The sequence below is a fragment of the Rhodococcus sp. HNM0563 genome, assembly GCF_012726195.1.
Classification (GTDB): Bacteria; Actinomycetota; Actinomycetes; order Mycobacteriales; family Mycobacteriaceae; genus Rhodococcus.
In genome coordinates this window covers 23,625-50,054 of sequence record NZ_JAASAF010000002.1, presented here as the reverse complement: position 1 = coordinate 50,054, position 26,430 = coordinate 23,625, and the positions used below count along the sequence as shown (strand labels likewise).

The following is a 26,430-nucleotide window of genomic DNA, read 5'->3' as shown; positions in this document are numbered from 1 at the left end:
AGTGAAGGGGGACACATGGGCATCTATGTAGTGACCGGGGCAGCATCCGGGATGGGCAAGGCAAGCGCCGAGCGATTGCGCGCGAATGGACACACGGTCATCGGCGTCGACCGATCGGACGCCGACGTCGTCGCGGATCTGTCGACGCCGCAGGGGCGCTCCACGGCGATCCGGCAGACGCTCGAGCTTGCCGGCGGACGCCTCGACGGAGCCGTGCTCGCCGCCGGGCTGGGGCCCGTGGCAGGAAAGGAAGCGGTGATCGCCCAGGTCAACGTGCGAGGTGTGATAGACCTGCTCGTCGGCTGGCGGCCCGCGCTCGCCGCGACCGGCAACAGCAAAGTGGTGGTGTTCGGATCGAACTCGACGACGGCGACACCCGGTGTGCCGAACTCTGCGGTGAAGGCTTTCCTCGCGGGCGACCTCGACAAAGGTGTCAAGCGTGCAGGGCGCATTTCCGCTGCGGCAGCCCCGTTCACGTACGCGGCGACGAAGATCGCGGTCACCCGATGGGCTCGTCGTATCGCCGTCACCGACGACTGGGCCGGTTCCGGAATTCGTCTCAATATCATTGCACCGGGAGCAATCTCGACACCATTGCTGGAAGCGCAGCTTGCCGGTCCGCAAGCGAAGCGGGTCGAAGGCTTCCCGGTACCGATCGGTGGTTTCGGTGACGCCGAACAGATCGCCGAGTGGGTCGAGTTCATGCTGTCGCGCGCAGCGGATTTCATGGTGGGAAGTATCGTGACGGTCGACGGCGGGACAGAGGCGTACTTCCGTTCGGGTGACTGGCCTGTTGCCGTTCCACTCAGTGGAGTGCCGCGGTACCTTCTCCAGATGTTCCGGTTCCGTTCCTGACACACGGCCTACCTGCCCGCATCATCCGATCGGTTGATGCGGATCCGAACCGCTCGGTTGATGTGCACGACCCGTGCCGGCGGGCACGCTCGACGCATGCCAATCGTAGAAGTGACAGACCTGCGCAAGTCGTACGGCGGGCGCACCGTCGTCGACGGCGTGAATTTCCATGTCGACGACGGTGAAGTTTTCGGGATTCTCGGCCCCAACGGCGCGGGGAAGACCACCTCCGTCGAATGCCTCTCCGGATTACGCACACCCGATTCCGGTGTCGTCCGCGTCGCCGGACTCGATCCGATCCGTGATCACCGCGCCGTCACCGAACTGCTCGGCACCCAATTGCAGGAAAGTCAGCTGCAGCCGAAACTGACCGTGCGCGAGGCCCTCGAGCTGTACTCCTCGTTCTACGCGCGGCCCGCTGATGGTCACGCCCTGGCCGAACGTCTCGGGCTCGGGGCTCTGCTCCGCACCCAGTTCGCGAAACTGTCCGGAGGACAGAAGCAGCGCCTGTTCATCGCCCTTGCGCTCATCGGCACACCACGCGTGGTAGTGCTCGACGAGCTCACCACCGGTCTCGACCCCCGTGGACGCCGCGACACGTGGGAGTTGATCGAGGAGGTCCGCGACGCCGGTGTCACCGTCCTACTGGTCACCCACTTCATGGAGGAGGCCCAGAGGTTGTGCGACCGAGTCGCCGTGTTCCGCTCGGGCCGGGTCGAAGCGCTGGGCACACCTACGGAACTGATCGGCAGATCGACCACCGCCGTCGTCGTCTCGTTCCGGCCTTCAGGCCCGTTCGACGTCGGCAGGTTGGAGTCGTTGCCCGGCGTCGCCGCAGTACGAACGGATCACGATCGGGTCGTGGTGGAGGGCAGTGAGGAATCGGTCGAGGCCGTGCTCGCGGTGCTCGCCGGCGAAGGGTTGAGCGCCGAACGGCTTCGCGTGGTCGACGCCACCCTCGACGACGCCTACTTGGACATCACCGGATCGAAAGGCACGTCATGACCACCTCGATCATGAGCAACGCGACGACCAGACCGGTGATCGCTGTGTTGCGCACCGAGACGCGACTGTTCGCACGCCAACCCGCGGCGTTGTTCTGGATCCTCGTCTTCCCTGTTCTGCTCCTGACGATTCTGGGTCTGATCCCGTCGTTCCGGGAACCTGATCCCAACCTCGGCGGATTGCGGGTGATCGACCTGTACGTGCCGGTGACATTGCTGTTGGCGATGATCGTGGGTGGGATCCAGACGATGCCCGCGGTGCTGTCGGCGTACCGTGAGCAGGGCATTCTCCGCAGGCTGGCCGTTACTCCGGCCCGCCCGGCGTACCTGTTGGCGGCGCAGATCGTCGTGCACGCCGTGGCGATTGCCGTGTCGGTGGTCTTCGCGCTCGTCGTCGGCCGTGTGGTGTTCGATGTGGCGTTTCCCGCGCAGCCGTGGGGCTTTGCTCTCGCGGTGCTCGTGACCCTCGCTGCGGCACTGAGCCTCGGCGCCGCGATCTCGGCATTGTCGTCGTCGCAGCGTGTAGCGCAGACATTGGGTACGATCGTGTTCTTCCCGATGATGTTCTGTGTGGGGGTGTGGATTCCGGTGCAGGCGATGCCTGAGGTACTGCAACGGATCGTCGAACTCACCCCGTTCGGGGCGGCCGCGCAGATACTCGATCAGGCTGCAGCGGGCGACTGGCCCGCCTGGAGTGGTCTGGCCGTGATCTTGGGTTGGGCGGTGGTGCTCACCGCCGCCGCGATCCGCTGGTTCCGTTGGCAGTGACGTCCCCACCCGTCATCCTGGACACTGTGGCGACAGAGCGAACAACGACGCACGAGCTCGATGACGACCCGTGGAGCCGCTTCCACCGGTGGGGTCCGATCGCGCTGCTTGCGACCGGAACACTGCTGTCCGCAGGCACCGCATCGTTGCTGATGACCTCTGGTCAACGGATCCCGGCGTCGCTGCTGGTCGTGGCGCTGACGGGTTGGGAGATCCTGCGGCTGCGTGGTCATACGGGTTCCGGAGCGGTCTACTACGTCGCCCGCACGGTCTCGGCGTTCGTCCTGAGCTTGTTCAACCCGTTCTTCGCGATCTACGCCGTGATGGGCTACTTCGACGCGCCCTGGTTGGTCGGGGAACGGTGGGCCCGCGTCGGATTGGTCGCGACGGCGGTGACGTTGGCCGGCTCCCAAGCGGGGGGATTGCCTCCGCGAGATCCGGCGATCTGGATCGTTTTCGTCCTGCTGTTCTTCCTCAACGCGGCGATAGCGATGGTGGCGTACCGGATCGGGGAGCGCGACCTGCGTAGGACCGAAGAACGGATCGATGCGATCGCTGAGCTCGAACGTGCGAATGCCCGTCTCGAACAGGCGCTGTCGGAGAACCAGGCACTGCACGCACAATTGTTGACACATGCACGAGAAGCCGGAATCGACGACGAGCGGCGTCGTCTTGCCGCGGAGATCCACGACACCCTGGCGCAGAGCCTCGCCGGAATCGTCACCCAGCTGCAGGCCGCCGGCGCCACCCCTGATCCCGACGCGGCGAGACGTCATGTGGCCGAGGCCGCGGACCTTGCCCGACGCAGCCTCGGTGAGGCGCGACGCTCTGTGCACAATCTCGCACCGGAAGTCCTCGAGCACGACACCCTCGAAACAGTCCTGGCCGGATCCGTGGACCGCTGGTCCGCCGAGCACGGGATCCGGGTCGACTTCACGGTGACGGGAACTGTGGAACCCCTGCACGACGACATCGCTGCCACGCTGTTGCGGATCACTCAGGAGGCGCTCGCGAACGTCGCCAAACATGCGTCGGCGCACCGCGTCGGTGTCACCGTGTCGTACATGGACGACGAGGTCAGCATCGATATCCGTGATGACGGGCGCGGATTCGACCTGTCGGCGGAGACGGTGGACGGATTCGGTTTGAGGGGCATGAATTCCCGCATCGCCCGCATTGCCGGGGTTCTGGACGTCGAGTCCGAAATCGGCACCGGAACAGCCGTATCGGTGCGAGTGCCGCTGGTGAAGGCGGGGTCGGTGTCGTGAGTAGCGACGAACCGGGCATCACCGTACTGATCGTCGACGATCATCCCGTCGTCCGTGATGGACTGCGCGGAATGTTCTCTGCCTCGGGTGAGTTCGCGGTCCTGGGTGAGGCGGGGGACGGGAAGGAAGCGGTGGCGCTGGTCGCCCGGTTGGATCCCGACGTGGTGCTGATGGATCTGCGGATGCCGGGAGGCGGCGGTGTCGAGGCGATCGCCGAGCTGACCTCGAGCGGTGCCCGCAGCCGGGTTCTGGTCTTGACGACCTACGACTCGGACTCCGACACCATTCCTGCGATCGAGGCAGGCGCGACCGGGTACCTGCTCAAGGACGCACCGCGCGACGAGCTGTTCGCCGCGGTGCGGGCTGCTGCAGAAGGACGCACGGTGCTGTCGCCGGTGGTCGCGTCGCGTCTGATGTCGCGGGTGCGCGGTGCGGGCGCCCCGAAGCCACTCAGCGCCCGCGAACGTGAGGTTCTGGTGCTCGTGGCGAAGGGGACGTCCAACCGGGAGATCGCGCGGGTGTTGTTCGTCAGCGAGGCGACTGTGAAGACACACCTCATCCACATCTTCGGGAAACTCGACGTGTCGGACCGCGCCGCGGCAGTGGCCGCTGCCTACGAGCTCGGAATCCTCGGCTGAACCCGGCATGGCCGAACGTCACCTCGATGCAGTTGGACTGCATGAATGTCACCTTCGGCCATGGGGGGTCGTGTCGGTGGCGTGCGGGGGTGCGATGCCGAAGAGCATCGCGTCGATGCCCGCGACGAACGCCGCGTCGTTGTCGAGCGGTGCGGCGGGGGAGTCTTCGCCGGCACTGGTGAACAGCGCTGCCAGGTGCGGATAGTCGCCGTGCTCGATCATGGACCCCAGATGTCCGGCACCGCCGCCCGACCGGGAGACGACCACCCCGGCGGATTCTTGTTGGGCGAAGTTCGCCACCCATCCGCTCAGTAGCGCGACACCCATCATGGTGGCCGTCGGGTCGAGCTTCGCCGGGGCGAGTGCACCGATGAGGTGATCGAGATAGGCGATGGTGTTCGGTCCCATGTCGGTGGTGGGGATCTCACGTAGCCACGGATGTTTCCGATGTAGCGTTCGAGATTGTTCCGCTACGGCCAGGACGTCGGCGCGCACGTCGCCGGTGAGCGGTGCGAACTCGTATTCGCCTGCGACGCAGTCGGCCATCAGAGCGAGCAGATCGTCCTTCCCGGACACGTACCGGTACAGGGATGCCGCGGAGGTGCCGAGGGCGTCGGCGACGCGGCGCATGGACAGTGCGCGTATACCTTCTCGATCGACGAGGTCGACGCAGGTCTCGGCGATATCGCTGAGCGTGTGCGTGGGGCGTGGTCCGCGCTTCGGTTCGTCGGATCGCAGCCACAGTGAGGTCGACATGACCTCAGCATGCCTCGAGAAGCCAGTTGCGAACAGCGTTTGCAGATGCCTACACTGAATCTGCGAACATTGTTCACAGATGAGGAGATGCGCGTGAACGTCATCGAAACGGAAGGCCTGACCCGCCGCTACGGCGAACGCGCGGTCGTCGACGGCGTAGACCTTCAGGTGCGGGAAGGAGCCGTGCACGCATTGCTCGGACCGAACGGCTCGGGTAAGACCACCACCGTGCGCATGCTGTCGACCCTGTTGCGCCCGACCTCCGGGAAGGCCAGGATCCTCGGATTCGACACCGTCGCCGACGCCATCCGGGTAAGGCAGCGCATCGGCTTGGTCGGCCAGTTCCACTCGGTGGACCCACGGCTTACCGGCGCTGAGAATCTCACGATGTTCGCACGACTCTCCGGAATGCGGGCGCGCGACTCCCGGCGCCACGCCCGCGACCTGCTCGAGCGCTTCGGTCTTGCCGACGCGGCCGATCGGCAGGTTCAGAGCTATTCCGGCGGCATGCGGCGCCGCCTCGACATCCTCGCGGGAACCGTCGTACGCCCCGCAGTGCTGTTTCTCGACGAACCCACCACGGGCGTCGACCCACGCAGCCGCAACGACATATTCGGATACATCCTGGATTTCGTGGCAGAAGGAACCACCGTGGTGCTCACCACCCAGTATCTGGACGAGGCCGAACGCCTCGCCGACGCAATCACGATCCTCGACGGCGGCCGCACCGTCGCCACCGGTACGCCTGCCGAGATCACCGCCGCGGTCGGCGCGGGTCTCGACCTGGTCGTCGCATCTGCCGATCGTGGCCGGGCGGTGAAGGTCCTGAACGAATTCGGTGCACGAGAATTGGGATCGGCTGTGGTGCAGGAACACTCGATCAGGCTGGCTTTCGGTATGGATGGTGAGCCGGAATTGCTCCCGATCCTGCGGCTCCTCGACGCCGACGGAATCGACGTCCACGACATAGGCAGACGCCGCGTGAGCCTCGACGAGGCATTCCTCGCGCTCACGGAAAGGACCCCGGCATCGTGACCATCGATCAGCAGGTGCAGCCCTCAGTAGGCACCGTCGCGGCAGCACGAGTGGTGTTCGGTCGCACCGTCGCCACATACCGGCACTCGCCGGCGCTGCTCGCAGTCTCGCTCGCTGCGCCGCTGGGCATGGTCGTGTTGTTCGGCTACGTCTTCGGCGGCTCGCTGGCGGGAAGTGCCGATCCCGCAGACTATCGCTCGTACCTGATGCCGGGCGTGTTCGTCCTCGTCGCGGCATTGGGTCTCATGGGCACCGCGAGCACTGCCAATGCGGATATGAGCAGCGGCCTCACCGACAGGCTTCGCGCTCTGCCCATTGCGCGGGCCGGGGTGCCGACGGGTCTGGCGCTCGCGGAGACGGTGATCGGTGCTGTCGCGCTCGCCGTGATGATGGGGGTCGGATACCTGGTCGGGTGGCGCATAGACGCCCCTGCCGAGGATATCGTTCTGGCGATTGTGCTGCTGTTCGCGTTCCGGGCGGCGCTCAGTTGGCTCGGCCTCCTCCTCGGTATGGCGATCCGTGACGAGCAGCTGCTCCAGCAGGCGGCGCCGATGATCTTCGGACTCATCATGTTCTCGAACGTGTTCACACCCACGGAGGCAATGCCGTCCGTCGTCCGCGCCGTCGCGGAGTGGAATCCGATCAGCTCGGTGGTGGCCGCACTGCGGGAGTTGTTCGGTTCGGGAACCGCGGTGGCAGCCGACTCGGCGTTGCCGATGCACCATCCTGTCGCTGCTGCGTTCGGATGGATCGCGGTGATCCTCGCGGTGACGGTACCCCTCGCTGTGGGGCGGTACGGCGCGCAGCGTTGAGTGCGAAAAACTCCTTACCGGCGGGTAACCGGACCATCGGCAGACAGCCGGATCGGGCAGGACTACCCTCTATGGCTGTGACCTCACACTATGACGTCGTTGTCCTCGGAGCCGGCCCCGGTGGGTACGTCGCTGCTATCCGCGCGGCACAGCTGGGATTGAGCACCGCCATCATCGAGCAGAAGTATTGGGGTGGTGTCTGCCTCAATGTGGGCTGCATCCCCTCGAAGGCGCTTCTCCGCAATGCCGAATTGGCACATCTCTTCACGAAAGAGGCCAAGACGTTCGGTATCTCGGGAGACGTGTCGTTCGACTTCGGTGCAGCCTTCGACCGCAGCCGCAAGGTGGCAGACGGTCGCACCAAGGGCGTGCACTTCCTCATGAAGAAGAACAAGATCACCGAGTACGACGGTAAGGGCTCGTTCGTCGATGCCAAGACCATCGAGGTGGCGCTCACCAAGGGCGGCACCGAACAGGTGACCTTCGACAACGTCATCATCGCCACGGGTTCGGTCACCAAGCTTCTGCCGGGTACGCAGCTCAGCGACAACGTCGTGACCTACGAGGAGCAGATCCTCACCCGCGACCTCCCCGACTCGATCGTCATCGTCGGTGCCGGCGCTATCGGCATGGAGTTCGGCTACGTCCTGAAGAACTACGGGGTCGACGTCACGATCGTCGAGTTCCTCGACCGGGCGCTGCCCAACGAGGACGCCGACATCTCCAAGGAGATCACCAAGGCCTACAAGAAGCTCGGCGTCACCATCAAGACGGGTGCTGCGGTCCAGAAGATCACCGACAACGGCTCGAACGTCACCGTCGAGATCAAGGACAACAAGACCGGCAACGTCGAGACGATGACCGTCGGCAAGGTGCTGCAGTCCGTCGGTTTCGCTCCGCGCGTCGAGGGCTACGGCCTCGAGAACACCGGTGTCGCGCTCACCGATCGCGGCGCGATCGCGATCGACGAGCGTATGCGCACCAACGTCCCCGGCGTCTACGCCATCGGTGACGTCACCGCCAAGCTGCAACTCGCGCACGTCGCCGAGGCCCAGGCCGTCGTCGCCGCCGAGACCATCGGCAACGCCGAGACCCTCGAACTCGGTGACTACCGCATGATGCCGCGCGCTACGTTCTGCCAGCCGCAGGTCGCGTCGTTCGGTCTGACCGAGGAGCAGGCGAAGGCCGAAGGCTACGACATCAAGGTCGCGACCTTCCCGTTCACCGCCAACGGCAAGGCGCACGGTCTCGGCGATCCGAACGGCTTCGTGAAGCTGATCGCCGACAAGACCCACGGCGAGCTCATCGGTGGCCACCTCATCGGCCCCGACGTCTCCGAGTTGCTGCCCGAGCTGACCCTCGCGCAGAAGTGGGACCTCACGGTCAACGAATTGGCACGAAACGTCCACACGCACCCCACGCTCAGCGAAGCACTGCAGGAGGCCATCCACGGCCTTGCAGGACACATGATCAATTTCTGATCTTCCGCGCGGGTAGACCCCCGCTCGGATGTACCGGCCTCAGCTCGTGGTGACTTGATCGTCGCCGCGGGCTGTTGTCGTTCGGGGCACGTCGGGCGCGGGGCGCAGGACCAGTTCCACGAGACAGTTTCCGTCCTGTGCGTCGGGGAAGACGTCGACCGTGTAGGACGCGCCCAGGATGGTGGCGTAGTTGTCGAGGACTCGCTGGATCAGGCCGCGTTGGATTCCGCGCACCACCTCCGGATTGCTGCGGACGATCTCGGCCAGCGGGCACGTGCAGAGGGTGATGCTGTGCGTGCCGAACGCATTGGTGGCCGTGCGTGTTTCGAAACCCAACTGTTCGAGGGATTCGATGACGAGTGCGCCTGCGTCGGTCGTCGGCTTCGGGGCCAGCCCGAGCATTCCCGCCCAGTCGCCGCCGACCTCGAACGCTGCGCGTTCACGCTCGGCTGCGCTCCCGCCGATACGGGCCGCGAGCAGGGCAACGAGGTCGGTGTACGACGGCTCGCGCACCGCGACGTATCCCGTGCGGGGTCGACCGACCTTCTCGGCCGGCAATGTCTGGGTGCGGACGAGACCCTCGTCGACGAGTCCGGAGAGGTGGAACCGGATCGTCGTTACGTGCAGGTCGAGTGCGTCTGCGAGGAGGTGGGCATCGAGAGGACCAGTGGACTCGCGCAGCAGGTCGAGAACCCGCTCGCGCTGCTTCACTCGCCGTGTCAACTCGCACTCCTGTCGCGCTCCCGGGTGACCTCAGGTGAGGCTCACCTTATTAAGAGGACGAAAATCCTCTATAGTCGTCCCCATGAAGGCTACGACCGATTCGCCGTCCACGGTACGACCAGGTCGAAATCGACTCGGAACTGCGGCTACCCTTGCTCTCGCACTCATCGCCGTGGCGTCGGTCGTGGTTGCGGTGGCGTCGGTGTTCGTTGCCGTCGAGGTGCGTGAGCAGGGCCGCCGGCCGGTCGCTGAGTCGACGTCGAACGCCGCGATCCTCGCCGCACTCCAGTCGCTCGCCGCAGATCGGGGCGCCGGCGCCGCAGGGGTCCCGGCCGGTGAAGCAGTGCCCACCGGCGAGGCCGAACCTGCCGCGGAAGTGGGTGCGCCGGAAGTGCCTGCCCCCGCGGCGGCTGCCCCCGCCGTTACGGCTCCGGCGCCCGGCCCTGCCGCTGCACCCCAGGTCTCGGCTGCCCCGGCGCCCGAACCTGCCGCCGCGGCACCGCAGGTGCCCGCGCCCAGCGCCGAACAGCTCACGGCCACACTGCACTCGGCCGTAGACCCGTCCAATTCGCTCGCGTACCGCCAGTCCCAGGTCGAACGCGGTACCGAGGCCGGAGCGGTGCTCGAACAGATCGGGGCGCGCGCCGGGACGATGCTGCAGGTCGTCCGGCCCCGCGTCATCGACCCGATCGACTTCGACGGAACGAACGCGTCGGGCCGGCTCCAGGTGACCTTCGCAGGCGCACCCGGGCCTGAGACCCCACTGCGTCTGTCCTTCGTATACCTCGACGGGACATGGAAGTTGTCGGCGCGCAGTGTGTGCGATGTGGCGTCGTTCAACGGATTCGCGTGCCCGTCCGGGTACGTGCGGTAGCGGCGCGGTCGCTCGGTGAGAACAGGGCGGTCCACCTCTTGACGACGACTCGGATGGCCAGGTCGACCAGCAGCGCGCAGACGATGATCGCGAGCGTCCATGCAAACAACTTCGGTGTCTGCAGCAGGGTGCGCGTCTGCGCGATGGCCGCGCCGACTCCGTCCGGTGCCGACAGCAGCTCGGCCATCACCGCGACCCGCACCGAACCGGAGGCCACTGCTCCCGTCGTCGCCACGATCGGGGGAAGGATCGACGGCGCGACGATGAACACGAGTCGTCGGGATCGACTCAACTGCAGTCCGGTACCGAGCTCGAGTAGATGCGGGTCGACCGACTGTAACGCCGACGCGGTCGCCGCCGCGATGAGAGGCACCATCACGGTCGCGCAGACGATGATCGTGATCGACGGGTCGCTGCCCATCCACAGCACGAGGCATACGATCAGCACGATCGGGGGGAGACCCTGCAGGATCGCGCGGATCGGTGCGAGCACACCGTCGGCGAACCGCGACACGGTCGCGGCCCAGCCGAACAGGAGGCCGACACAGAGCGCGAGCACGGTCGCAGTACCCGCGCGCAGCAGGGTGATCGCCAGCTCGGTGGGCAGGGAGCCGTCGGAGAGGATCTCCCACAGCGCCTCGAGTGTCTGTGCTGGGCTCGGCATCACGGCGGGGGACTGACCCAGTGACAACCAATGCCAGACGCCCAGAAGGACGGCGACGCACAGCGCGGCGCCGAGCGCGTACTGCGGAGACCGGGTACCTGCAGACGGTGCGTTCACGATCGTCAGTTTCCTCCGTAGAAGCCGTCCGCAGGCATTTCGCCGCCGATGGACTCCGGCACCGTGGTCATCAGCGACTCGTAAAGCAGTTCGGTATCGGTGCGCCCCTCTGCGGCGGGCAGATAGGTCGGCCGCAGATCCGGCAGCACCTGCCCGACCACGTCCACGGGGATCGGGACGATGTCGGCGATCGCGATCGCGCCCCGCTGCGGGTCGGACACGACCTCGATGACCGAGCCGAGCAGGTTCGTCTGCAGGGAGCCGACGAGATCCGGGTATTCGCGAGCCACTTCGCCGCGGAGTACGAATCCGGCGAACGGCAGGGACGACGCGTCGGTCTGTTCCACCCACAGGTCCTGCATGCTCTGCGCTTCGACGATGTTGCCGCCCGCTCCGGCGACAACCGTCGAGAGGTGCTCGGGGAGGATCGCGTACTGCATAGAGCCCGACGTCAATCCGGTGGCGATATCGAGTGGTGTGGGGTGGTATTGCAGAGTGACGTCGGGATTCTCACCGGTATAGGTCATCCCGGCGCTGTCGAGGATCTGCCGGGTCACCAGATCGATGATGTCGTTCTCGAACGGGATGTGGACGGTCTGCCCGCGCAGATCGTCGAGCGTCGTGCCTTCGGGGCCCATCAGGTACACGATGTTGCCGCTCACCGTGCCGACGAGGACGAGGTCGATGCCCTGCGCGCACAGATTCGCGGCGATGTTGATCGGCATGGCAGCGAGGTCATAATTCCCGGCAATGAAGTTGGTGCGCAACTCTTCCGGGGTGCTCGCGGTGCTCGTCGAGGTCTCTTCGACGCCGAGGTCGTCGAGTCCGGTCAACGGCGCAGCCATCGCCACATTGTTCGCGACACCGACGTTCAGGGAGTCGGGCAGACCGGAGCCGGCGCCGCTCGCAGTGGTCTCGGCTCCACACGCCGACGCGTCGTCGTCGGTGCCGCATGCGGTGAGCAGCATCGTGGTGACAGACAGTGCGACGACCAGTGCACGAATTCTCGAGGGGAAATGATGATGGTTCACGGAGATCCTTTGATCGAATTCGACAGGGTGGGTCTGTCCCGCGGCAGCAGGGTGATCGTCGATGATGTGTCCTTACGGCTCCACTCCGGTGAAATCCTGGTCGTACTCGGCAAATCCGGGTTGGGAAAGACCACGGTGCTGCATGCTGCCGCCGGACTACTCGAACCGTCCACGGGCACCGTCACCCGCCGGGCCGAGCGACAGGGAATCCTGTTCCAGGAAGCACGGCTGCTGCCGTGGATGTCGGTGGGGAGGAACGTCCGGCTCGGTGCGCCGGGGCGGAGCGTGTGGTCGTCGGGTCCGTACCCGGAGGTCGATCGTGCGCTCGACGAGGTCGGACTCACGGACGTCGCCCACCTATCGACCTTCCGTCTGTCCGGCGGAATGCAGCGTCGCGCGGCACTGGCCCGGGCGCTGTATGCGCGTCCGTCGGTGGTGTTCGCCGACGAACCGTTCGCGCACCTGGACTCTGCTTCCGCGAAAACCGTGGGGGTCGCGCTCGGACGCGCCGCGGCAGAGGGCGCAGGCATCTTGATGACTGCGCATGAGATCACGGACGTCTTCACCACCATGGGAATTTACCGTACATTATTCCTGTAAATAGGATGAGATGTGAGAGAGGTCGAAAGAACATGAACGACAAGCGCCCAACCGACGACGGACTGCCGCTGGCCGACCGGGATGCCGCACATCTACCCGGCCATTGGCTGCTCGCGCGCCTCGGAAAGCGCGTCCTGCGTCCCGGTGGGAAAGAACTCACGGAACGGATGCTCTCCGATGCGAAGTTGCGCGGCGTCGATGTCGTCGAGTTCGCGCCGGGCCTCGGCCGCACGGCGCAGAACATCCTGGAGTTCGCTCCCAAAAGTTATGTGGGCGTCGAATCCGACGAGAGTGCAGCCGAATTGACCCGCAAGGCCATCAACTCCTCCGGCACGGTCGTCAGCGGCGAGGCGTCGAAGACAGGGCTCGACGATGCGACCGCGGATGTCGTGGTCGGTGAGGCGATGCTCACCATGCAGACCGACAAGCACAAGAGCGAGATCATCGAGGAAGCACTACGCGTGCTGCGACCTGGTGGTCGCTACGCGATCCACGAATTGGCGATCGAGCCCGACGAGGTCGACGACGAGGTCAAGACCGAGATCCGCAAGTCTCTAGCGCGGTCCATCAAGGTCAACGCACGTCCGCTCACCGCGGCCGAATGGACGACGCTTCTCACCGACGCCGGATTCGAGGTCGAGACCGTGGGCTTCGCACCCATGGCACTGCTCGAACCCCAGCGCATCCTCGCCGACGAAGGGCTCGTCGGTACAGTCAAATTCGTGGGCAACGTACTACGGGACTCCGACGCGCGAGCGCGTGTGCTGCAGATGCGGTCCACCTTCACGAAATACAAGAAACACCTCGTCGCGATCGAGATCATCGCGAAGAAGAAGGCGGCATGATGACCGAAACAACCGACTCCGACGGCACGATGACCGTGATCGAAGGACTCACCCATCTCGACGTCAAGGACGGCGACGCCCCACGCCTCGAAAAGCTTGTGTCGCGGCCGGGTGCCACGGTGATCCGAATGAGTTTCGCTGCGGGGCAGATCTTGAAGGACCACCGCGCGCCCGCGCCGATTCTCGTGCAGGCAACCAGTGGAGACGTGTCGTTCAGCACCGCCGACGAGACGGTCTCGCTCGTCCCGGGTACCGCGGTGCATGTCGACGAGGGCATCATGCACAAACTCGTCGCAAACACCGACTCCGTCGTGATGCTGACGATCCTGCGCTGACTCGGCGCATCGCAAGTGGGGGTCAGCGGCGGCCCGGACCGGATTCGACTATGCGGGCCGCGATCACTGAAACAGGTGTGTTCGTCTCCTGTGACAGCTGAACCATCATCTGGAAGGCCTGTTCGGCCCCCACAGCGAACCGCTCCATGAGCATGCCCTTGGCCTGGCCGATCAGGTCGCGGCTGGCAAGCGCGGACTTGAACTGCAGTTCCTTGCGGGAGGAGAGGACCGCGATGGCCGCATGCGCAGCGAGAACCCCGCCGACGTGCATCGACTCGGCATCGAATGCCCCGGATTCGGACGCGAACAGGTTGAGGGCGCCGGACTCAGCACCGTGGGTGAACAGGCGAAACGACAACATACTGAGTATGCCCGCCTCGACCGCGGCTGCAGAGAACTGCGGCCATCGTGGTTCCGATCGCAGATCGGCGGTGTGTGTCATCTCCGCATCCAGTGCGGCATCGACGCACGGGCCCTCCTGGAGTTCTGCCTGAATCTTGTCCACCCGCCTCGTCAGTTCGGAGGTGGCGGCGTGGGTCTCGAACTCGGACGGTCCGGTGACCATGAGAACCCCGGCAGAATCCGCACCCGGAATCAGTGCGATTGCGGTCGTGGTGAGGCGATCGAGCGACGACTCCAGATCGGTAGCGTCTGTCATCGAACGAGCAAGATCAGCCATGATCCCGCTCAATCGTTCGTCCTGATCCGACATCGTCCGGCACCTTTCTTCGCCTACCTGGTCGACGATAGTCCGCTCGCTCCACCGCGGTCGACATCTGGCTCGAACCGCGGCGAAACGGCCTGCTTCGGGTCGTGCGACCGGCATACGAACCGACGCTGCGTGACCGTCAGCTCGTTGTGTAGGCCAACCAACCGCCGAATTCGGTGATGTCGAGTCCATCTGCGGATGCGTCGTGGGTGCAACCGAACCCGACGACCCACCGCCCGTCCGAGAGTTCGACGCTCGTGAGGGTCATCGGTGCCGGCAGGGTCGAGAGGAACCTGCCGAGCCCGGCCTCGGACACTCGGAACAGCTCACCGGCGATCGCGGCGCCCTCACCGCCACCGTGTCGCACCAGGCCGGGTTTCGGCGGGGCGGTGTTCAGCGCCATCAACCGGTACGCGTCCGACGTGTGCACCCGTCCGGAGAAACGGGCACCGATGGCCTCCAACTGGAAGTGCAACGGCTGACCCCGCAGGTGAGCCCCGAATACCGCCATCTCGACGCCCGCATCGACGAACTGCGGTGCCTCCACGCCGGTGAGGCGCGCCGCGATGTCGATCGCCACCTGATCGTCGAACCCCGGCACCACCACCATCACCCCGAACGGATGTCCTTCGGATGTGACGGCGCCGGGTACCGCAACCGCAGCCATGTCGAGCAGGTTGCAGAAGTTGGTGTACGTACCCATCCGGCGATTGATGACCACAGGCTCACTTTGCACCGCAGCGATCGTCGGATGCTCGGTGGTGGTCGGGAGCAGCAGGCCGTCGAAGCCGTCCAGCAACACGCTCGCGTACGCCCGTGTATGGACCAGGGAGTCGAGGTCGGTCACCAGTTCGTGCGCCGCCGGTTTCTGCGCCGATGCGACGATCGCGGCGACCGTGGGGTCCGCACCGACCCGTGCCGTCTCGAGGAACTTGCCCACGGCCGCATAGCGTTCGGCGACCAGGGCTCCGTCATAGAGCAAAGTTGCCGCATCGAGCAGCGGAGAGATGTCCACTTCGGTGACCTCGATGCCCGAGCGGCGAGCGTCGGCGACGGTCGCATCGAACGCGTCGCGGTACTCGGCGCACAGTGCGATGAGATCCTCCGGTCGCGGCACGGCGAGCCGGATCTGTGCGGGAGCGGCGAGCCGTACGTCGGTCGGCCATGCGCGGCTGCGCGGATCGCGTTCGTCCGGTGCCGCCATCACCGCAGCCGCCTTCGTCGCGAGGTCGAGAGACTCTGCGAGTACGGTGAGGCAGTCGTAGTCGACGCACGCGGGCACCACACCGTGCGTCGGAATCACTCCCAGCGTGGCCTTGATGCCGACGATGCCGTGCAGGGCAGCAGGCACTCGCCCCGAACCCGCGGTGTCGGTGCCGATCCCGATGTCGGCGATGCCCAGGGCCACAGCAGCTGCTGAACCCGAGCTGGACCCACCGGAAATACGCTCGGGATCCCATGCACATCGCACCGCACCGTACGGGCTGCGGGTGCCCACGAGGCCCGTTGCGAACTGGTCGAGATTGGTCTTTCCGAGAATCACCGCGCCCGCATCGATCAGACGGGTGACACCCGAAGCCGTGGTCGTCGGTATGTACGCGAATTCGGGGCACCCGGCAGTGGTCGGCAGGCCGGCAACATCGACGTTGTCCTTGACCGCGACCACAAAGCCTGCGAGGGGAAGTGACCGGCCGGCCGCGACACGTGCGTCGACGGCAGCGGCGTCGGCGAGGATGTCGTCCGCATCGCGCAGCGTGATCCACACCTCGGGACGGTCGACCTCCGCGATGCGGCTGAGAGCGCGTCGCGCGCGCTCAGTCGCGGTTTCGGTGGACGTGGCGAAATCGGTTGTCATGCTTCGGGTCCGATCACGAGAAGGGGGGTGCCCGGCGCGACTCTTGCGCCCGGTGTGACGAGCACCTTCAGGACTGTTCCGGTCCGTCCGGTGGGGACCGGCATTTCGAGTTTCATGGCTTCGAGGATCACGGCGGTGGTGTCGACGTCGACGGACTCTCCTTCGGCGACCTCGACACGCCACACGTTGCCCACGAGTGACGCTTCGACGACGGTGGAGCCGTCAGGCATCCCGGCAAGCGGGTCGGCCGTGGTGGAGACCTCGATGGGTGAGGTCTCGGCGCGGTCGAATTCGCCGGAGTCGTGCCACGCTTTCTTCTCGAGCTCGAAGGCGGCGGACTGCTTCGCATCGAACTCGGCGATGGAGCCGGCGTTGTTCTCCAGGAACCGGAGATGGTCGGCGAGGACGAACGTTCCCTCCGAGATGTCGGCGTCGAACCGCCCGGCCTTCGACGCGGCCCGGTACTCGAGCAACTGCTCCGGAGAGACGGGCTCCCAGACGATACGGTCGAAGAACCGGAACAGCCACGGCTTGCCGTCCTCGAACGGCCCCGACTGCCGGTAGCCGGACCAGATCGGCACGGTACGGCCGACGAGCTGGTAACCGCCGGGAGACTCCATCCCGTAGACGCACAGGTACTTTCCGCCGATGCCCACGGCGTCCGACGGTGTCCACGTCCGAGCCGGGTTGTACTTGGTGGTCACGAGCCGATGCCGCGGATCGAGCGGGACTGCCAGGGGAGCACCGAGATACACGTCTCCGAGACCCAGAACGAGATATTCGGCGTCGAACACGGTGTCGCGGACTTCGTCCACGGAGTCGAGACCGTTGATGCGGCGGATGAACTCGATGTTGGAGGGGAGCCAGGGAGCGTCGTCGCGCACGCCGCTGCGGTACCGCGACAACGCCTCGGAGATCGACGGGTCGTCGAACGAGAGTGGTAGCCGGACCGTGCGGCTGGGTACTACGAGATCGTGGGTCGCCGGCAGCTCGGTTTCGAGATCCTGTAGCACGCCGAGCAATCGGAACTGGGGGAGGACATCGGGGTCGAAGTGGATATGCAGCGACCGCACACCGGGGGTGACGTCGATGATGCCGGGGATCTGCGTCGCGGCCAGTGCTTCGGACAATGCGTGGACGCGCATCCGCAGGCCGAGGTCCAGGGTCATCTCGCCGTATTCGACGAGGATGTTGTCGTCGCCGCCGCGAAGGTACGCGACCTCGGGTCGGTCGAGCATCGAGTCGAAACCGCCGAGGCGTCCGGCGTCGAGTGTGGTGCTCGGCACGATCGGCGGTACGTCGAGCGATCGGTGCGCACCGTGGCGGAGGGCGGCTGCGTCCTCGTCCGTCACCGGCACGAACCGGACGGAGTCGCCGGGGCGGATCTGACCGAGTTTCCACCGATGTCCCGACACCACGGTCAGCGGGCACGCGAAACCACCGAGACTCGGGCCGTCGGGACCGAGCAGGATCGGCGTATCACCCGAGACATTGAGTGACCCGACACTGTACGGATTGTCGTGCAGATTCGACGGGTGGAGTCCGGCGTCGCCTCCGTCGGTGCGTGACCACGTCGGTTTGGGGCCGTCCAGGCGGATTCCCGTCCGGTTGGCGTGGGTCTGGACGGTCCATGTCGTGTCGTAGAACTGCGCCATGTCCTCTCGGGTGAAGTACGCGGGCGCGGGCTGGGGGCCTTCGGTGACCGCGAGATGCCAGGTGTGACCGAATTCGGGTCGTCGATCGTCGGGCACGGGCGCTGGATCGGTGACGACGGTGGTGTCCGCGAGTCCGAGGACATCGCCGGTGGCGACCTCCGCGCCGGTCGGTCCACCGAAACCACCGAGTGTGAAGGTGGAGGCGCTGCCGTGGAAGAGCGGCACGTCGAGACCTCCGCGCACCGCCACATAGGTGCGCAGGCCCGCATCGACCGGAGTTCCGACGTCGAGCACAGCACCAGCGGAGACCTCGATCGGTTCCCACATGGGTATCCGCGCACCGTCGAGCGTGACGTCGGCCGGTGCTCCGGTAACACACACGATGGTGTTGTCCGAGAAGGTCAGTCGCGGTCCCTGGAGCGTGCATTCGAATCCCGGGGCACCTTCGGCATTGCCCACCGCGATGTTCGCAGCGCGAAACGACAGGTCGTCCATCGGCCCGGACGGGGGAATCCCGACCTCCCACAACCCCGTTCGTCCCGGAAAGTCCTGAACGGTGGTCATGGTGCCTGCGCGCAGCACATCGATCCGGCGTCCGATGCCGGAGACACCGGCGAGTGTTGCCGTGGTGTGCTCGGCGCGCAGGAGCGATTCGTCGGAGCAGATCTGCTGCAGCAGAGAAAGGTTCGTCTGCACGCCGTACACGCTGGTGTCGTCGAGGGCTTCGGCCAGTCCGGCGAACGCGGTGCGGCGCGATTCGCCGCGTACGATCACCTTCGCGATCATCGGATCGTAGTACGAGCTGACCTCGGTGCCGGTATCGACCCAGGTCTCGACGCGGGTGTGCGCGGGGAACTCGACGTGCGTGAGCAAGCCGGAACTGGGCCGGTAGTCCCGTCCTGGGTCTTCTGCATACACGCGGGCCTCCACGGCGTGTCCCGTGATCTCGGGCCCCGAATCCGGAATCGCGTCGAGCAACGTCGTCTCGCCACCGGCGAGCCGTAGCATCCACTCGACGAGATCCACGCCGGTCACCTCTTCGGTGACCGGATGTTCCACCTGTAGACGGGTGTTCATCTCGAGGAACGACACCTCGTCGCGCGCGGTGTCGTACACGAACTCGACCGTGCCCGCGGAACGATACTGCACCGATGACGCAAGCGCCCGCGACGATGTGAGCATCTGCTCGACGAGTTCGTCGGGCAGATTCGGTGCGGGTGCTTCTTCGACCACCTTCTGGTTGCGTCGCTGCAGTGAGCAGTCGCGCGTGCCGAGACTGACCGTGCGGCCCAGGCCATCGCCGAAGACCTGCACCTCGACGTGGCGGGCGTGCACGATGAACCGCTCGAGGAAGACTCCCGAGGACGAGAAGTTCGCCGACGCCAGTCGCAGCACACGGTCGTATGCCTCGCGTAGGTCGTCGGGGTGGTGACAGGCCTGCATTCCGATACCGCCGCCGCCCCCGACGGCCTTGAGCATCACCGGATACCCGATATCGTCGGCCGCGGCGAGCGCGTCCTCGAGGGAGGTGAGGAGTCCGCTTCCGGCGACCAGGGGAACTCCCACCGCGCGTGCGGCTTCGCGCGCTGTGTGTTTGTCGCCGAACACGCTCAGCTGGTGGGCAGTCGGGCCGACGAAGACGATGCCTGCGGCTTCGCATGCAGCGGCGAACTCGGCGTTTTCGGAGAGGAAGCCGTAGCCGGGATGGATCGCGCCGGCACCGGAGGTGAGTGCCGCCTCGATCACGCGGTCGGCACGCAGGTAGGATTCCGCGGCAGGCGCGGGACCGAGACGTACTGCCATATCGGCCGATTCGACGTGTGCGGCGGATGCGTCGGCATCCGAGTAGACCGCCACCGTCTTCAGCCCGATCAGGTGCGCGGTGCGCATGATGCGGCACGCGATTTCACCGCGATTCGCGACCAGAAGGGTATCGAATCCGAATGCCACGGCGTGCTCCTTCGAAGTTGGCGGGCGAACAGGATTCACATCGAGAAATGCAGAAGTGGTTGTGCCACCTCTGTATCCGCCGCTGTGGACACTGCTGTATACGCTATGAGCCCGGTGTTTCGTCCCGGTTTCCTGCGGTAAAGCGTCGGTTAGGAAGAGCTGTCACCGCTGATGCCGGGTGGAGCGCACGATGCGGGAAGAGCCCGCACGTCAGGAGAAAGAAGCGTTACTCGCCGCCGAAATCGCGATCGAGTCGAAGCACACCGATGGTGGTGGCGAGACCGTCGTACTGGGTGACAAGGAGGCAGAATTCGATCATGCGCCGGTCGTCGAAGAACTCCGCGAGCGCCGACCACGTCTCATCGGTGAGGTTTCGAGTGCCGACCAATTCGTCCACGGCCGTCAGGACGGCACGCTGCCGTCGGCTCAGGCTCTCTGCGGACGGCCCGGTGACGATCCGTTCGCGCAACTCGTCGGTGATTCCGGCTCGCGCGCCGAGACGCGTGTGATGGTCGAATTCGTAGTCGCAGGCGCGCAAGTGGGCCACACGCAAGATGACCATCTCCGCTTCGAAGCGCGTCAGCTTGCCGAACGGCATCAGCATGCCCGAATAGTGCAGCCAGCCGCGGAACAGCCGGCCCGATCGGCCCAGAGTGCTGAACAGATGAGCGTCGGGCGTGCCGGCGGCGCGGGACAGTGCTTTCCACGCAACCCAGTTGATCGGGCCGAGTTCCTTGAGCCGTCCGGGCTGGATTCGTGGCGTCACGGTCGTAGTGTGCACGAACGTCGCGCATCAGTCACGTGCGACACGTGCTCGTCAGTCCCGCAGTGCTTGCGCGAAGCGTGCCATCGCGCGTGCCTCCTCGGCCCGTCGGATCACGACGGTCCGGGAGGTATCGATGTGTCCGAGCAGGACCCGGTGAGCGTCGTCCATTTTCCCGTCGAGAAGCAGTTCGGCCACTTCGATGTGTTCATCGATGGTCGCGGTCATGCGGTCCGGAGTCAGGTAATCGAACATTCGCACCGGCCGGACCTTGCCGTTCACCGTAGCGAGGGCGTCACACAACGCGCGGTTTCCGGATGACGCGAGCACTGCCAGGTGATACCGCTCGTCGAGGGTCACAAAACCGGCATCGGGCGCGGGCGGGTCGGCACGCAGCGTGTACCAGAGGTCCAGTTCCGGGCCGAGGACGGCCGGGTCGTGGCGGATCGTCGGATTGTCGAGTGCCCGGCGAATTCCGTGAAGCTCGAGGGTGATGCGCAATTCGTACAGGTCGGCGAGGTCGTCGAAGCGCGGGCGGTACGGAAACAAGCCACCGGTGCGGCGTTCGACGAGTCCGTCGGAGACCAACCTGGCCAACGCCTCCCGTACCGGTGTCCGCGATACCTCGTAGCGATCCGCGAGTTTCTCCTCGCCGAGTCGTTCGTCCGCCGCCAAGGTGCCGGACATCAGGTCGTCACGCAACGCTCGATATACCCGATCCCGGTGAGTTGCGGTCGTCATCAGATCGCCATCGCTTCACGCACAGTGCGTGCGGCCTCGGTGCCACCGGCGCCGGTGGAGGTGACGCGGCCGGACTCGACGACGTAGTAGCGCAGTGCGTTGTCGAGCGCGAATCCGATGTGCTGTTCGACGAGTAACACGCCGAGGTCGCCCGAGCGGCTCAGTTCGACGATGGTGTTCTCGATCTCCGCGACGACGGACGGCTGGATGCCCTCGGTGGGTTCATCGAGAATGAGCATGCGCGGCTCGGTGATGAGAGCTCGGGCGATGGCGAGTTGTTGTCGCTGGCCACCGGACAACAGACCTGCGCGCCGGTCGAGAAGCGGGACGAGAGCGGGGAAGAGATCGAGCATATTCGCGATCAGGTTCCTGCCGTTCCTGCGTCCGTCGGCGACGACCTGCAGGTTCTCGGAACAGGTGAGTTGACCGAACGACTGCTGACCCTGCGGCACGTACGCGAGTCCGCGTGCGACACGAGCGGCGGGACGCAGTCCGGTGATGTCCTCGCCGTCGAACAGGATCTTTCCTCGTGTGACGGGCAGCAACCCGACCGCGGCACGCAACAGTGTGGTCTTGCCTGCGCCGTTGTGTCCCATCACGGCGACGACGCCGTCCTGAGGCACGTCGAGGGAGACACCGTGGATGATCTCGGTGCGCCCGTATGCGACACGTACGTCGACGAGTTCGAGCATCTCACGCCTCCTGTACTGCAGGGGTGGTCCCGAGGTAGACCTCCTGGACCTGCGGGTTGTTCTGTACTTCCTCGACGGTGCCGTCGGCGATGACCTTGCCGCGGGCGAGCACCGTCACCGATGTCGCGAACGCGCGCATGAAGTCCATGTCGTGTTCGACGACGACCACGGTGCGCTGCGCGCCGATTCGGCGGAGCAAGTGCCCGGTCTCTTCGCGTTCCTCGCTGCTCATGCCTGCGACGGGCTCGTCGAGGAGCATGACGTCGGCGTTCTGCACGAGCAGCATCCCGATCTCGAGCCACTGCTTCTGGCCGTGGGCGAGGATCCCTGCGGGTGTGTCGCGGTGTGCGGTGAGGCCGATCGTCTCGAGGGCATGTTCGATCTCGGGCAGGACCTCCTTGCGTCGGCGGAGCAGTTGCCACGGTGAGCGGCCGGCTCCGGCGGCGATGTCGAGATTCTGCAGGACCGACAGTTCCTCGAACACCGACGCGGTCTGGAAGGTGCGGCCCACGCCGAGGCGCGCGATCTTGTGAGTCTTTCGGCCGAGCAGTTCGACGCCGGATCTGGTGACGGACCCGGTTGCGGGGACGAGCCCGGTGACAGCGTCGACAAGTGTCGTCTTACCTGCGCCGTTGGGGCCGATGAGGAACCGCAGGTCGCCCTGGAACAGGGTGAGATCGACGCCGTCGACAGCGGTGAAGCCATCGAATGTGACTCGTAGGTCGGAGATTTCGAGATACTCGGCGGACATACCTGCGTTGCCGCCGTATTCGGGTGCGCTCATCGGGCCGGCTCCAATTCGGGTTCGGACGAGGACGTCGTCGGGTCCTCGGTGGAATTCGCCTTCGTGCGACGTCGGCGAAGCTTGGCGAGCCCGGCGATTCCGGCGGGGAAGAAGCCGATGACGACGATGAACAACAGGGCCTGTGCGTACGTCCATGCCGACGGGAAACTCTCGGACAGGGCGGTCTGGGCCCATGCGACACCGATCGCACCGAGAACGGGGCCGAGCAGGGTGGTGCGACCGCCGATGGCGACACCGATGAGGAACGCGATCGAGGGGACGATCCCGATGTCGGCGGGGGAGATGATGCCGACGATGGGCACGAACATCGCGCCTGCGATGCCGGCGAAGAACGCAGCGACCGTGTAGGCCACCACCTTGATGTTGGCGGGGTCGTACCCGAGGAACCGGACGCGTTCCTCCTGGTCGCGGACTGCGACAAGCAGTTCGCCGTAGCGGGACTGCATGAGTTGGCGGGTCGCGGCGACGACGAGAAGCAGGATCGCGGCGACGATGAAGAACAGCATCCGTTTGTTGGCGGGATCGGCCAGGTCGAACCCGAAGAAGCTCCGGAATCGGTTGAGACCGTTGGAACCTCCGGTGGACTGCTGCCCGATGAGCAGGATGGCGAAGGCTGCGGCGAGGGCCTGTGACAGGATCGCGAAGTAGGCGCCCTTGACGCGACGTTTGAAGACGCCGAGGCCAAGCACAAGTGCGACGAGGGCCGGCAGCAACGCGATCGCGAGGATGGTCACCAGGGGCGAGGAGAACGGAACCCAGTATGCGGGTAGTTCGCGGATGCCTGCGATCTGCATGAAATCGGGGACGGTGTCGCCGCGGAGTTCGGCGTCGGCCACCTTCAGATGCATCGCCATGATGTAGGCGCCGAGGCCGAAGAACACGCCCTGGCCGAGGGTGAGCATGCCGCCGCGGCCCCACGCGAGTCCGATGCCCACCGCGACGATCGCGAAGCACAGGAACTTGCCGAGTAGTCCCAGGCGGAAGTCGGACAGTACTGCGGGCGCCACGGCGAAGAGGATCACTGCGGCGAGGGTGAATCCCGCGGCTGTGCGCAACGGGCCGGGTCGGGTGAGGTCGCGGGGGTGGAAGGTCATCGACATCAGACCAAACTCCTTGTCTTGACCGCGAACAGGCCCTGCGGACGGACCTGGAGGAAGATCACGATGAGCACGAACACGATCACCTTCGCGATCGAGGCGGTGGTCGAGTATTCGATGAACGAGTTGAGCAGGCCCAGGGCGATCGCGGCGATGACGGCACCTTCGATGCGGCCGAGACCGCCGATGACAACGACGAGGAAAGCGTCGATGAGATAGGCAGACCCGATCGTCGGGCTCGTCGATCCGATGAGCGTCAGTGCGACTCCGGCGAGGCCTGCAAGTCCGGAGCCGATGAAGAAGGTGGTCAGGTCGGTGCGGCGCGACGAGATTCCGACGGTCTCCGCGAGGTCGCGGTTCTGCACGACCGCGCGAATCCTTCGTCCCATCGGGGTGTACTTCATCGCGGTGATCAAGGCGACCACACACACTGTGGCGAGAACGAGGATGAACAGGCGAGTCTTGGGAACAACCGCACCGAGGATCTCGACACCACCGGAAAGCCAGTTCGGTGCAGCGACGTTGACGGCCGGAGCGCCGAAGATATCGCGGGCGAGTTGCTGGAGGAGCAGACCGACGCCGAAGGTGACGAGCAGCGTGTCCAGAGGCCGGTGATACATCCGCCTGATGAGGGTGACTTCGAGGAGGACGCCGAGTGCACCGCCGACGAGGAAACCGACGAGGAGAGACACGAACAGAGAGACGCCGGCGGACGAGATCACCTGTTGCACCACGAACGCGGTGTAGCTACCGGCCATGATGAATTCGCCGTGGGCCATGTTGATGACACCCATCTGACCGAAGGTCAGCGACAGCCCCAGTGCTGCCAGCAACAGGATCGAACCGATACTCAATCCTGTGAACAACTGTCCTGCAACAATATCCATATCGGTACTCCTCGTCGACGGTGGTGCCGGTCAGTTCCCGGAAAGGGATGCGGCCCAGTCGTAGGTCTCGAGGTACGGGTCGGGGTCGACCGGTCCGTCGGATTCCCAGATCGTGTAGATCAAGCCGTCGCCGCGGATCTCACCGATACGGGCGGTCTTGGTGATGTGGTGGTTGTCGCCGTCGATCGTCACGGTGCCTTCGGGTGCCTCGTAGCTCACCCCGTCGGCCGCTTCCTGGATCGCTGCGACATCGAACGATCCGGCCTTCTCGACGGTGTTCTTCCACAGGAACACCGAGGTGTAGGCGGCTTCCATGGGGTCGGACGTCGGTTTCGCCTCACCGTATTTCGCCTTGTACGCCTCGACGAACGAGGTGTTCTCGGGCGTGTCGACGGTCTGGTAGTAGTTCCACGCGGTGAGCTGGCCTTCGATGTTCTGCGCCCCGATACCCACGACCTCTTCCTCGGCGATCGAGACCGACACGACGGGCATGTCGGCAGCCTTCAGGCCGGCGTTCGTGTACTCGCGGAAGAACGCGACGTTGGAATCGCCGTTGAGAGTGTTGAACACCGCGTCGGCGTCGGCGGTGCGGACCTTGTTGACGATGGTGGAGAAGTCGGTCGAGCCGAGAGGGGTGTAGTCCTCGCCCTTGATCTCGATGCCGTTCGCATCGGCGTAGGCGCGGATGATCCGGTTGGCCGTCTGCGGGAAGACGTAGTCGCTACCCACCAGATACAGGGACTTCACGCCCTGCTCCTTCAAGTAGTCGAGTGCAGGGACGATCTGCTGGTTGGTTGTCGCCCCGGTGTAGAAGATGTTCGACGACGACTCGAGCCCCTCGTACTGGACGGGGTAGTACAGCAACGAGTTCCGGTCTTCGAACACCGGCAGCATCGCTTTGCGGCTCGACGACGTCCAGCCGCCGAACACTGCCGCGACGCAGTCGGAGCTGATGAGCTTCTCCGCTTTCTCGGCGAACACGGTGGGCTCGGACGCGCCGTCTTCGGCAACGATCTGGATCTGCTTGCCGAGCACACCGCCGTCGGCGTTGATCTGCTCTACTGCCAGCGCAATCGAGTCGCGCACGGTGACCTCGGAGATCGCCATGGTTCCGGACAGTGAGTTCAAGGAACCGACCTTGATGCTGGCACCGGAGGTGTCGACGCACGATGGCCCGTCGGAGGCGGATGCACCCGCTGTGGAGGTGTCCGCCGCCTTGCTTCCGCACGCGGTGAGGACGAGGCCGACGGCGACCAGGGCGGCGGCGCTCATGGCGGACTTGGATCGGGCAACTGTCATGGGGGTGTCCTTCGTGGAAGGGGACCGGGGCGGCGTATACAGCGCTGTATCCGTGGGTCCATACCCTAGGTGGGTGTTGTTGCGCCGGAGTGTCTTCCAGTGACCGTTCCGTGAAGTTGATGACACCGGTGTTACGACGTGCTCACATTGCCCCCGCGCGCTGACCGGCTT

Annotated in this window: 26 protein-coding genes; 12 read left to right on the top strand and 14 right to left on the bottom strand. The window is 65.5% G+C overall.

Going from position 1 to position 26,430, the window contains the following annotated elements:
- The first annotated feature begins 15 nt into the window (after positions 1-15).
- The 5 genes from HCA61_RS04130 to HCA61_RS04110 all read left to right on the top strand — a co-directional run bounded on the left by HCA61_RS04130 (position 16) and on the right by HCA61_RS04110 (position 4,533).
- Complete coding sequence (locus HCA61_RS04130; RefSeq protein ID WP_169686928.1) at positions 16-855, top strand: SDR family oxidoreductase; 840 nt, start codon at positions 16-18, stop codon at positions 853-855.
- A gap of 96 nt (positions 856-951) precedes the next feature.
- The gene (locus HCA61_RS04125; protein WP_169686927.1) at positions 952-1,860 is read left to right on the top strand and encodes an ABC transporter ATP-binding protein; all 909 of its coding nucleotides are present in this window, start codon (positions 952-954) and stop codon (positions 1,858-1,860) included.
- Positions 1,857-2,627, top strand: coding sequence for an ABC transporter permease (locus tag HCA61_RS04120; protein WP_206039653.1), 771 nt, complete (start codon positions 1,857-1,859; stop codon positions 2,625-2,627). The genes HCA61_RS04125 and HCA61_RS04120 overlap by 4 nt, the downstream gene beginning before the upstream one ends.
- 26 nt (positions 2,628-2,653) lie before the next feature.
- Positions 2,654-3,895: a sensor histidine kinase gene (locus HCA61_RS26735; protein WP_346777482.1), complete on the top strand. Its 1,242-nt coding sequence runs from the start codon at positions 2,654-2,656 to the stop codon at positions 3,893-3,895.
- The gene (locus tag HCA61_RS04110) at positions 3,892-4,533 is read left to right on the top strand and encodes a response regulator transcription factor (RefSeq protein WP_169686926.1); all 642 of its coding nucleotides are present in this window, start codon (positions 3,892-3,894) and stop codon (positions 4,531-4,533) included. The genes HCA61_RS26735 and HCA61_RS04110 overlap by 4 nt, the downstream gene beginning before the upstream one ends.
- 48 nt (positions 4,534-4,581) lie before the next feature.
- Here the strand turns inward: HCA61_RS04110 and HCA61_RS04105 are convergent, their stop codons facing one another.
- Positions 4,582-5,289 (bottom strand): TetR/AcrR family transcriptional regulator, encoded by a 708-nt coding sequence (locus tag HCA61_RS04105; protein WP_169686925.1) that lies wholly within the window; start codon positions 5,287-5,289, stop codon positions 4,582-4,584.
- An 87-nt stretch (positions 5,290-5,376) separates the two neighbouring features.
- Here HCA61_RS04105 and HCA61_RS04100 point away from each other — a divergent pair, with 87 nt between their 5' ends.
- The 3 genes from HCA61_RS04100 (at position 5,377) to lpdA (ending at position 8,617) form a co-directional block, all read left to right on the top strand.
- The gene (locus HCA61_RS04100; RefSeq protein ID WP_240958980.1) at positions 5,377-6,324 is read left to right on the top strand and encodes an ATP-binding cassette domain-containing protein; all 948 of its coding nucleotides are present in this window, start codon (positions 5,377-5,379) and stop codon (positions 6,322-6,324) included.
- Positions 6,321-7,136 (top strand): ABC transporter permease, encoded by an 816-nt coding sequence (locus tag HCA61_RS04095; RefSeq protein ID WP_169686923.1) that lies wholly within the window; start codon positions 6,321-6,323, stop codon positions 7,134-7,136. The genes HCA61_RS04100 and HCA61_RS04095 overlap by 4 nt, the downstream gene beginning before the upstream one ends.
- Before the next feature lie 77 nt (positions 7,137-7,213).
- Positions 7,214-8,617, top strand: a complete 1,404-nt coding sequence (gene lpdA / locus HCA61_RS04090) for a dihydrolipoyl dehydrogenase (RefSeq protein WP_169686922.1) — start codon at positions 7,214-7,216, stop codon at positions 8,615-8,617.
- Between the two features lie 39 nt (positions 8,618-8,656).
- Here the strand turns inward: lpdA and HCA61_RS04085 are convergent, their stop codons facing one another.
- On the bottom strand, positions 8,657-9,340 hold the full coding sequence (locus HCA61_RS04085) for an ArsR family transcriptional regulator (RefSeq protein WP_206039651.1): 684 nt from the start codon (positions 9,338-9,340) through the stop codon (positions 8,657-8,659).
- 82 nt (positions 9,341-9,422) lie between these two features.
- Here HCA61_RS04085 and HCA61_RS04080 point away from each other — a divergent pair, with 82 nt between their 5' ends.
- Positions 9,423-10,214, top strand: a complete 792-nt coding sequence (locus HCA61_RS04080; RefSeq protein WP_169686921.1) for a hypothetical protein — start codon at positions 9,423-9,425, stop codon at positions 10,212-10,214.
- Here HCA61_RS04080 and HCA61_RS04075 read toward each other — a convergent pair.
- Both HCA61_RS04075 and HCA61_RS04070 read right to left on the bottom strand, forming a co-directional pair.
- The gene (locus HCA61_RS04075; protein WP_169686920.1) at positions 10,177-10,995 is read right to left on the bottom strand and encodes an ABC transporter permease subunit; all 819 of its coding nucleotides are present in this window, start codon (positions 10,993-10,995) and stop codon (positions 10,177-10,179) included. The two genes, HCA61_RS04080 and HCA61_RS04075, sit on opposite strands and share 38 nt — an antisense overlap.
- A 5-nt stretch (positions 10,996-11,000) precedes the next feature.
- Positions 11,001-12,026: an ABC transporter substrate-binding protein gene (locus HCA61_RS04070; protein WP_169686919.1), complete on the bottom strand. Its 1,026-nt coding sequence runs from the start codon at positions 12,024-12,026 to the stop codon at positions 11,001-11,003.
- 9 nt (positions 12,027-12,035) lie between these two features.
- Between HCA61_RS04070 and HCA61_RS04065 the strand changes: the two genes are divergently transcribed.
- The 3 genes from HCA61_RS04065 to HCA61_RS04055 are packed head-to-tail and all read left to right on the top strand — an operon-like array spanning position 12,036 to position 13,806.
- Positions 12,036-12,626 (top strand): ATP-binding cassette domain-containing protein, encoded by a 591-nt coding sequence (locus HCA61_RS04065; RefSeq protein WP_169686918.1) that lies wholly within the window; start codon positions 12,036-12,038, stop codon positions 12,624-12,626.
- 32 nt (positions 12,627-12,658) lie between these two features.
- Complete coding sequence (locus tag HCA61_RS04060; protein WP_169686917.1) at positions 12,659-13,471, top strand: class I SAM-dependent methyltransferase; 813 nt, start codon at positions 12,659-12,661, stop codon at positions 13,469-13,471.
- Entirely contained in the window at positions 13,471-13,806 is a 336-nt protein-coding gene (locus tag HCA61_RS04055) for a cupin domain-containing protein (RefSeq protein ID WP_169687416.1), read from the top strand. Before HCA61_RS04060 ends, HCA61_RS04055 begins: the two co-directional genes overlap by 1 nt.
- Positions 13,807-13,828: 22 nt before the next feature.
- Here HCA61_RS04055 and HCA61_RS04050 read toward each other — a convergent pair whose 3' ends face one another.
- The 10 genes from HCA61_RS04050 to urtA all read right to left on the bottom strand — a co-directional run bounded on the left by HCA61_RS04050 (position 13,829) and on the right by urtA (position 26,259).
- Positions 13,829-14,518 (bottom strand): GAF and ANTAR domain-containing protein, encoded by a 690-nt coding sequence (locus HCA61_RS04050; protein WP_169686916.1) that lies wholly within the window; start codon positions 14,516-14,518, stop codon positions 13,829-13,831.
- A 136-nt stretch (positions 14,519-14,654) separates the two neighbouring features.
- Positions 14,655-16,370 (bottom strand): allophanate hydrolase, encoded by a 1,716-nt coding sequence (atzF, locus tag HCA61_RS04045; RefSeq protein ID WP_169686915.1) that lies wholly within the window; start codon positions 16,368-16,370, stop codon positions 14,655-14,657.
- Positions 16,367-19,975, bottom strand: a complete 3,609-nt coding sequence (uca, locus tag HCA61_RS04040) for an urea carboxylase (protein ID WP_169686914.1) — start codon at positions 19,973-19,975, stop codon at positions 16,367-16,369. Before uca ends, atzF begins: the two co-directional genes overlap by 4 nt.
- 226 nt (positions 19,976-20,201) lie before the next feature.
- Entirely contained in the window at positions 20,202-20,741 is a 540-nt protein-coding gene (locus HCA61_RS04035) for a carboxymuconolactone decarboxylase family protein (protein WP_169686913.1), read from the bottom strand.
- 51 nt (positions 20,742-20,792) lie between these two features.
- On the bottom strand, positions 20,793-21,479 hold the full coding sequence (locus tag HCA61_RS04030) for a GntR family transcriptional regulator (RefSeq protein ID WP_169686912.1): 687 nt from the start codon (positions 21,477-21,479) through the stop codon (positions 20,793-20,795).
- Positions 21,479-22,171, bottom strand: a complete 693-nt coding sequence (urtE, locus tag HCA61_RS04025; RefSeq protein WP_169686911.1) for an urea ABC transporter ATP-binding subunit UrtE — start codon at positions 22,169-22,171, stop codon at positions 21,479-21,481. Before urtE ends, HCA61_RS04030 begins: the two co-directional genes overlap by 1 nt.
- Before the next feature lies 1 nt (position 22,172).
- Positions 22,173-22,955: an urea ABC transporter ATP-binding protein UrtD gene (urtD, locus tag HCA61_RS04020; RefSeq protein WP_169686910.1), complete on the bottom strand. Its 783-nt coding sequence runs from the start codon at positions 22,953-22,955 to the stop codon at positions 22,173-22,175.
- Positions 22,952-24,076, bottom strand: a complete 1,125-nt coding sequence (urtC, locus tag HCA61_RS04015) for an urea ABC transporter permease subunit UrtC (RefSeq protein WP_169686909.1) — start codon at positions 24,074-24,076, stop codon at positions 22,952-22,954. The genes urtD and urtC overlap by 4 nt, the downstream gene beginning before the upstream one ends.
- Entirely contained in the window at positions 24,076-24,960 is an 885-nt protein-coding gene (gene urtB, locus HCA61_RS04010; RefSeq protein ID WP_169686908.1) for an urea ABC transporter permease subunit UrtB, read from the bottom strand. Before urtB ends, urtC begins: the two co-directional genes overlap by 1 nt.
- A 30-nt stretch (positions 24,961-24,990) precedes the next feature.
- Complete coding sequence (urtA, locus tag HCA61_RS04005) at positions 24,991-26,259, bottom strand: urea ABC transporter substrate-binding protein (RefSeq protein ID WP_169686907.1); 1,269 nt, start codon at positions 26,257-26,259, stop codon at positions 24,991-24,993.
- Positions 26,260-26,430 lie beyond the last annotated feature (171 nt).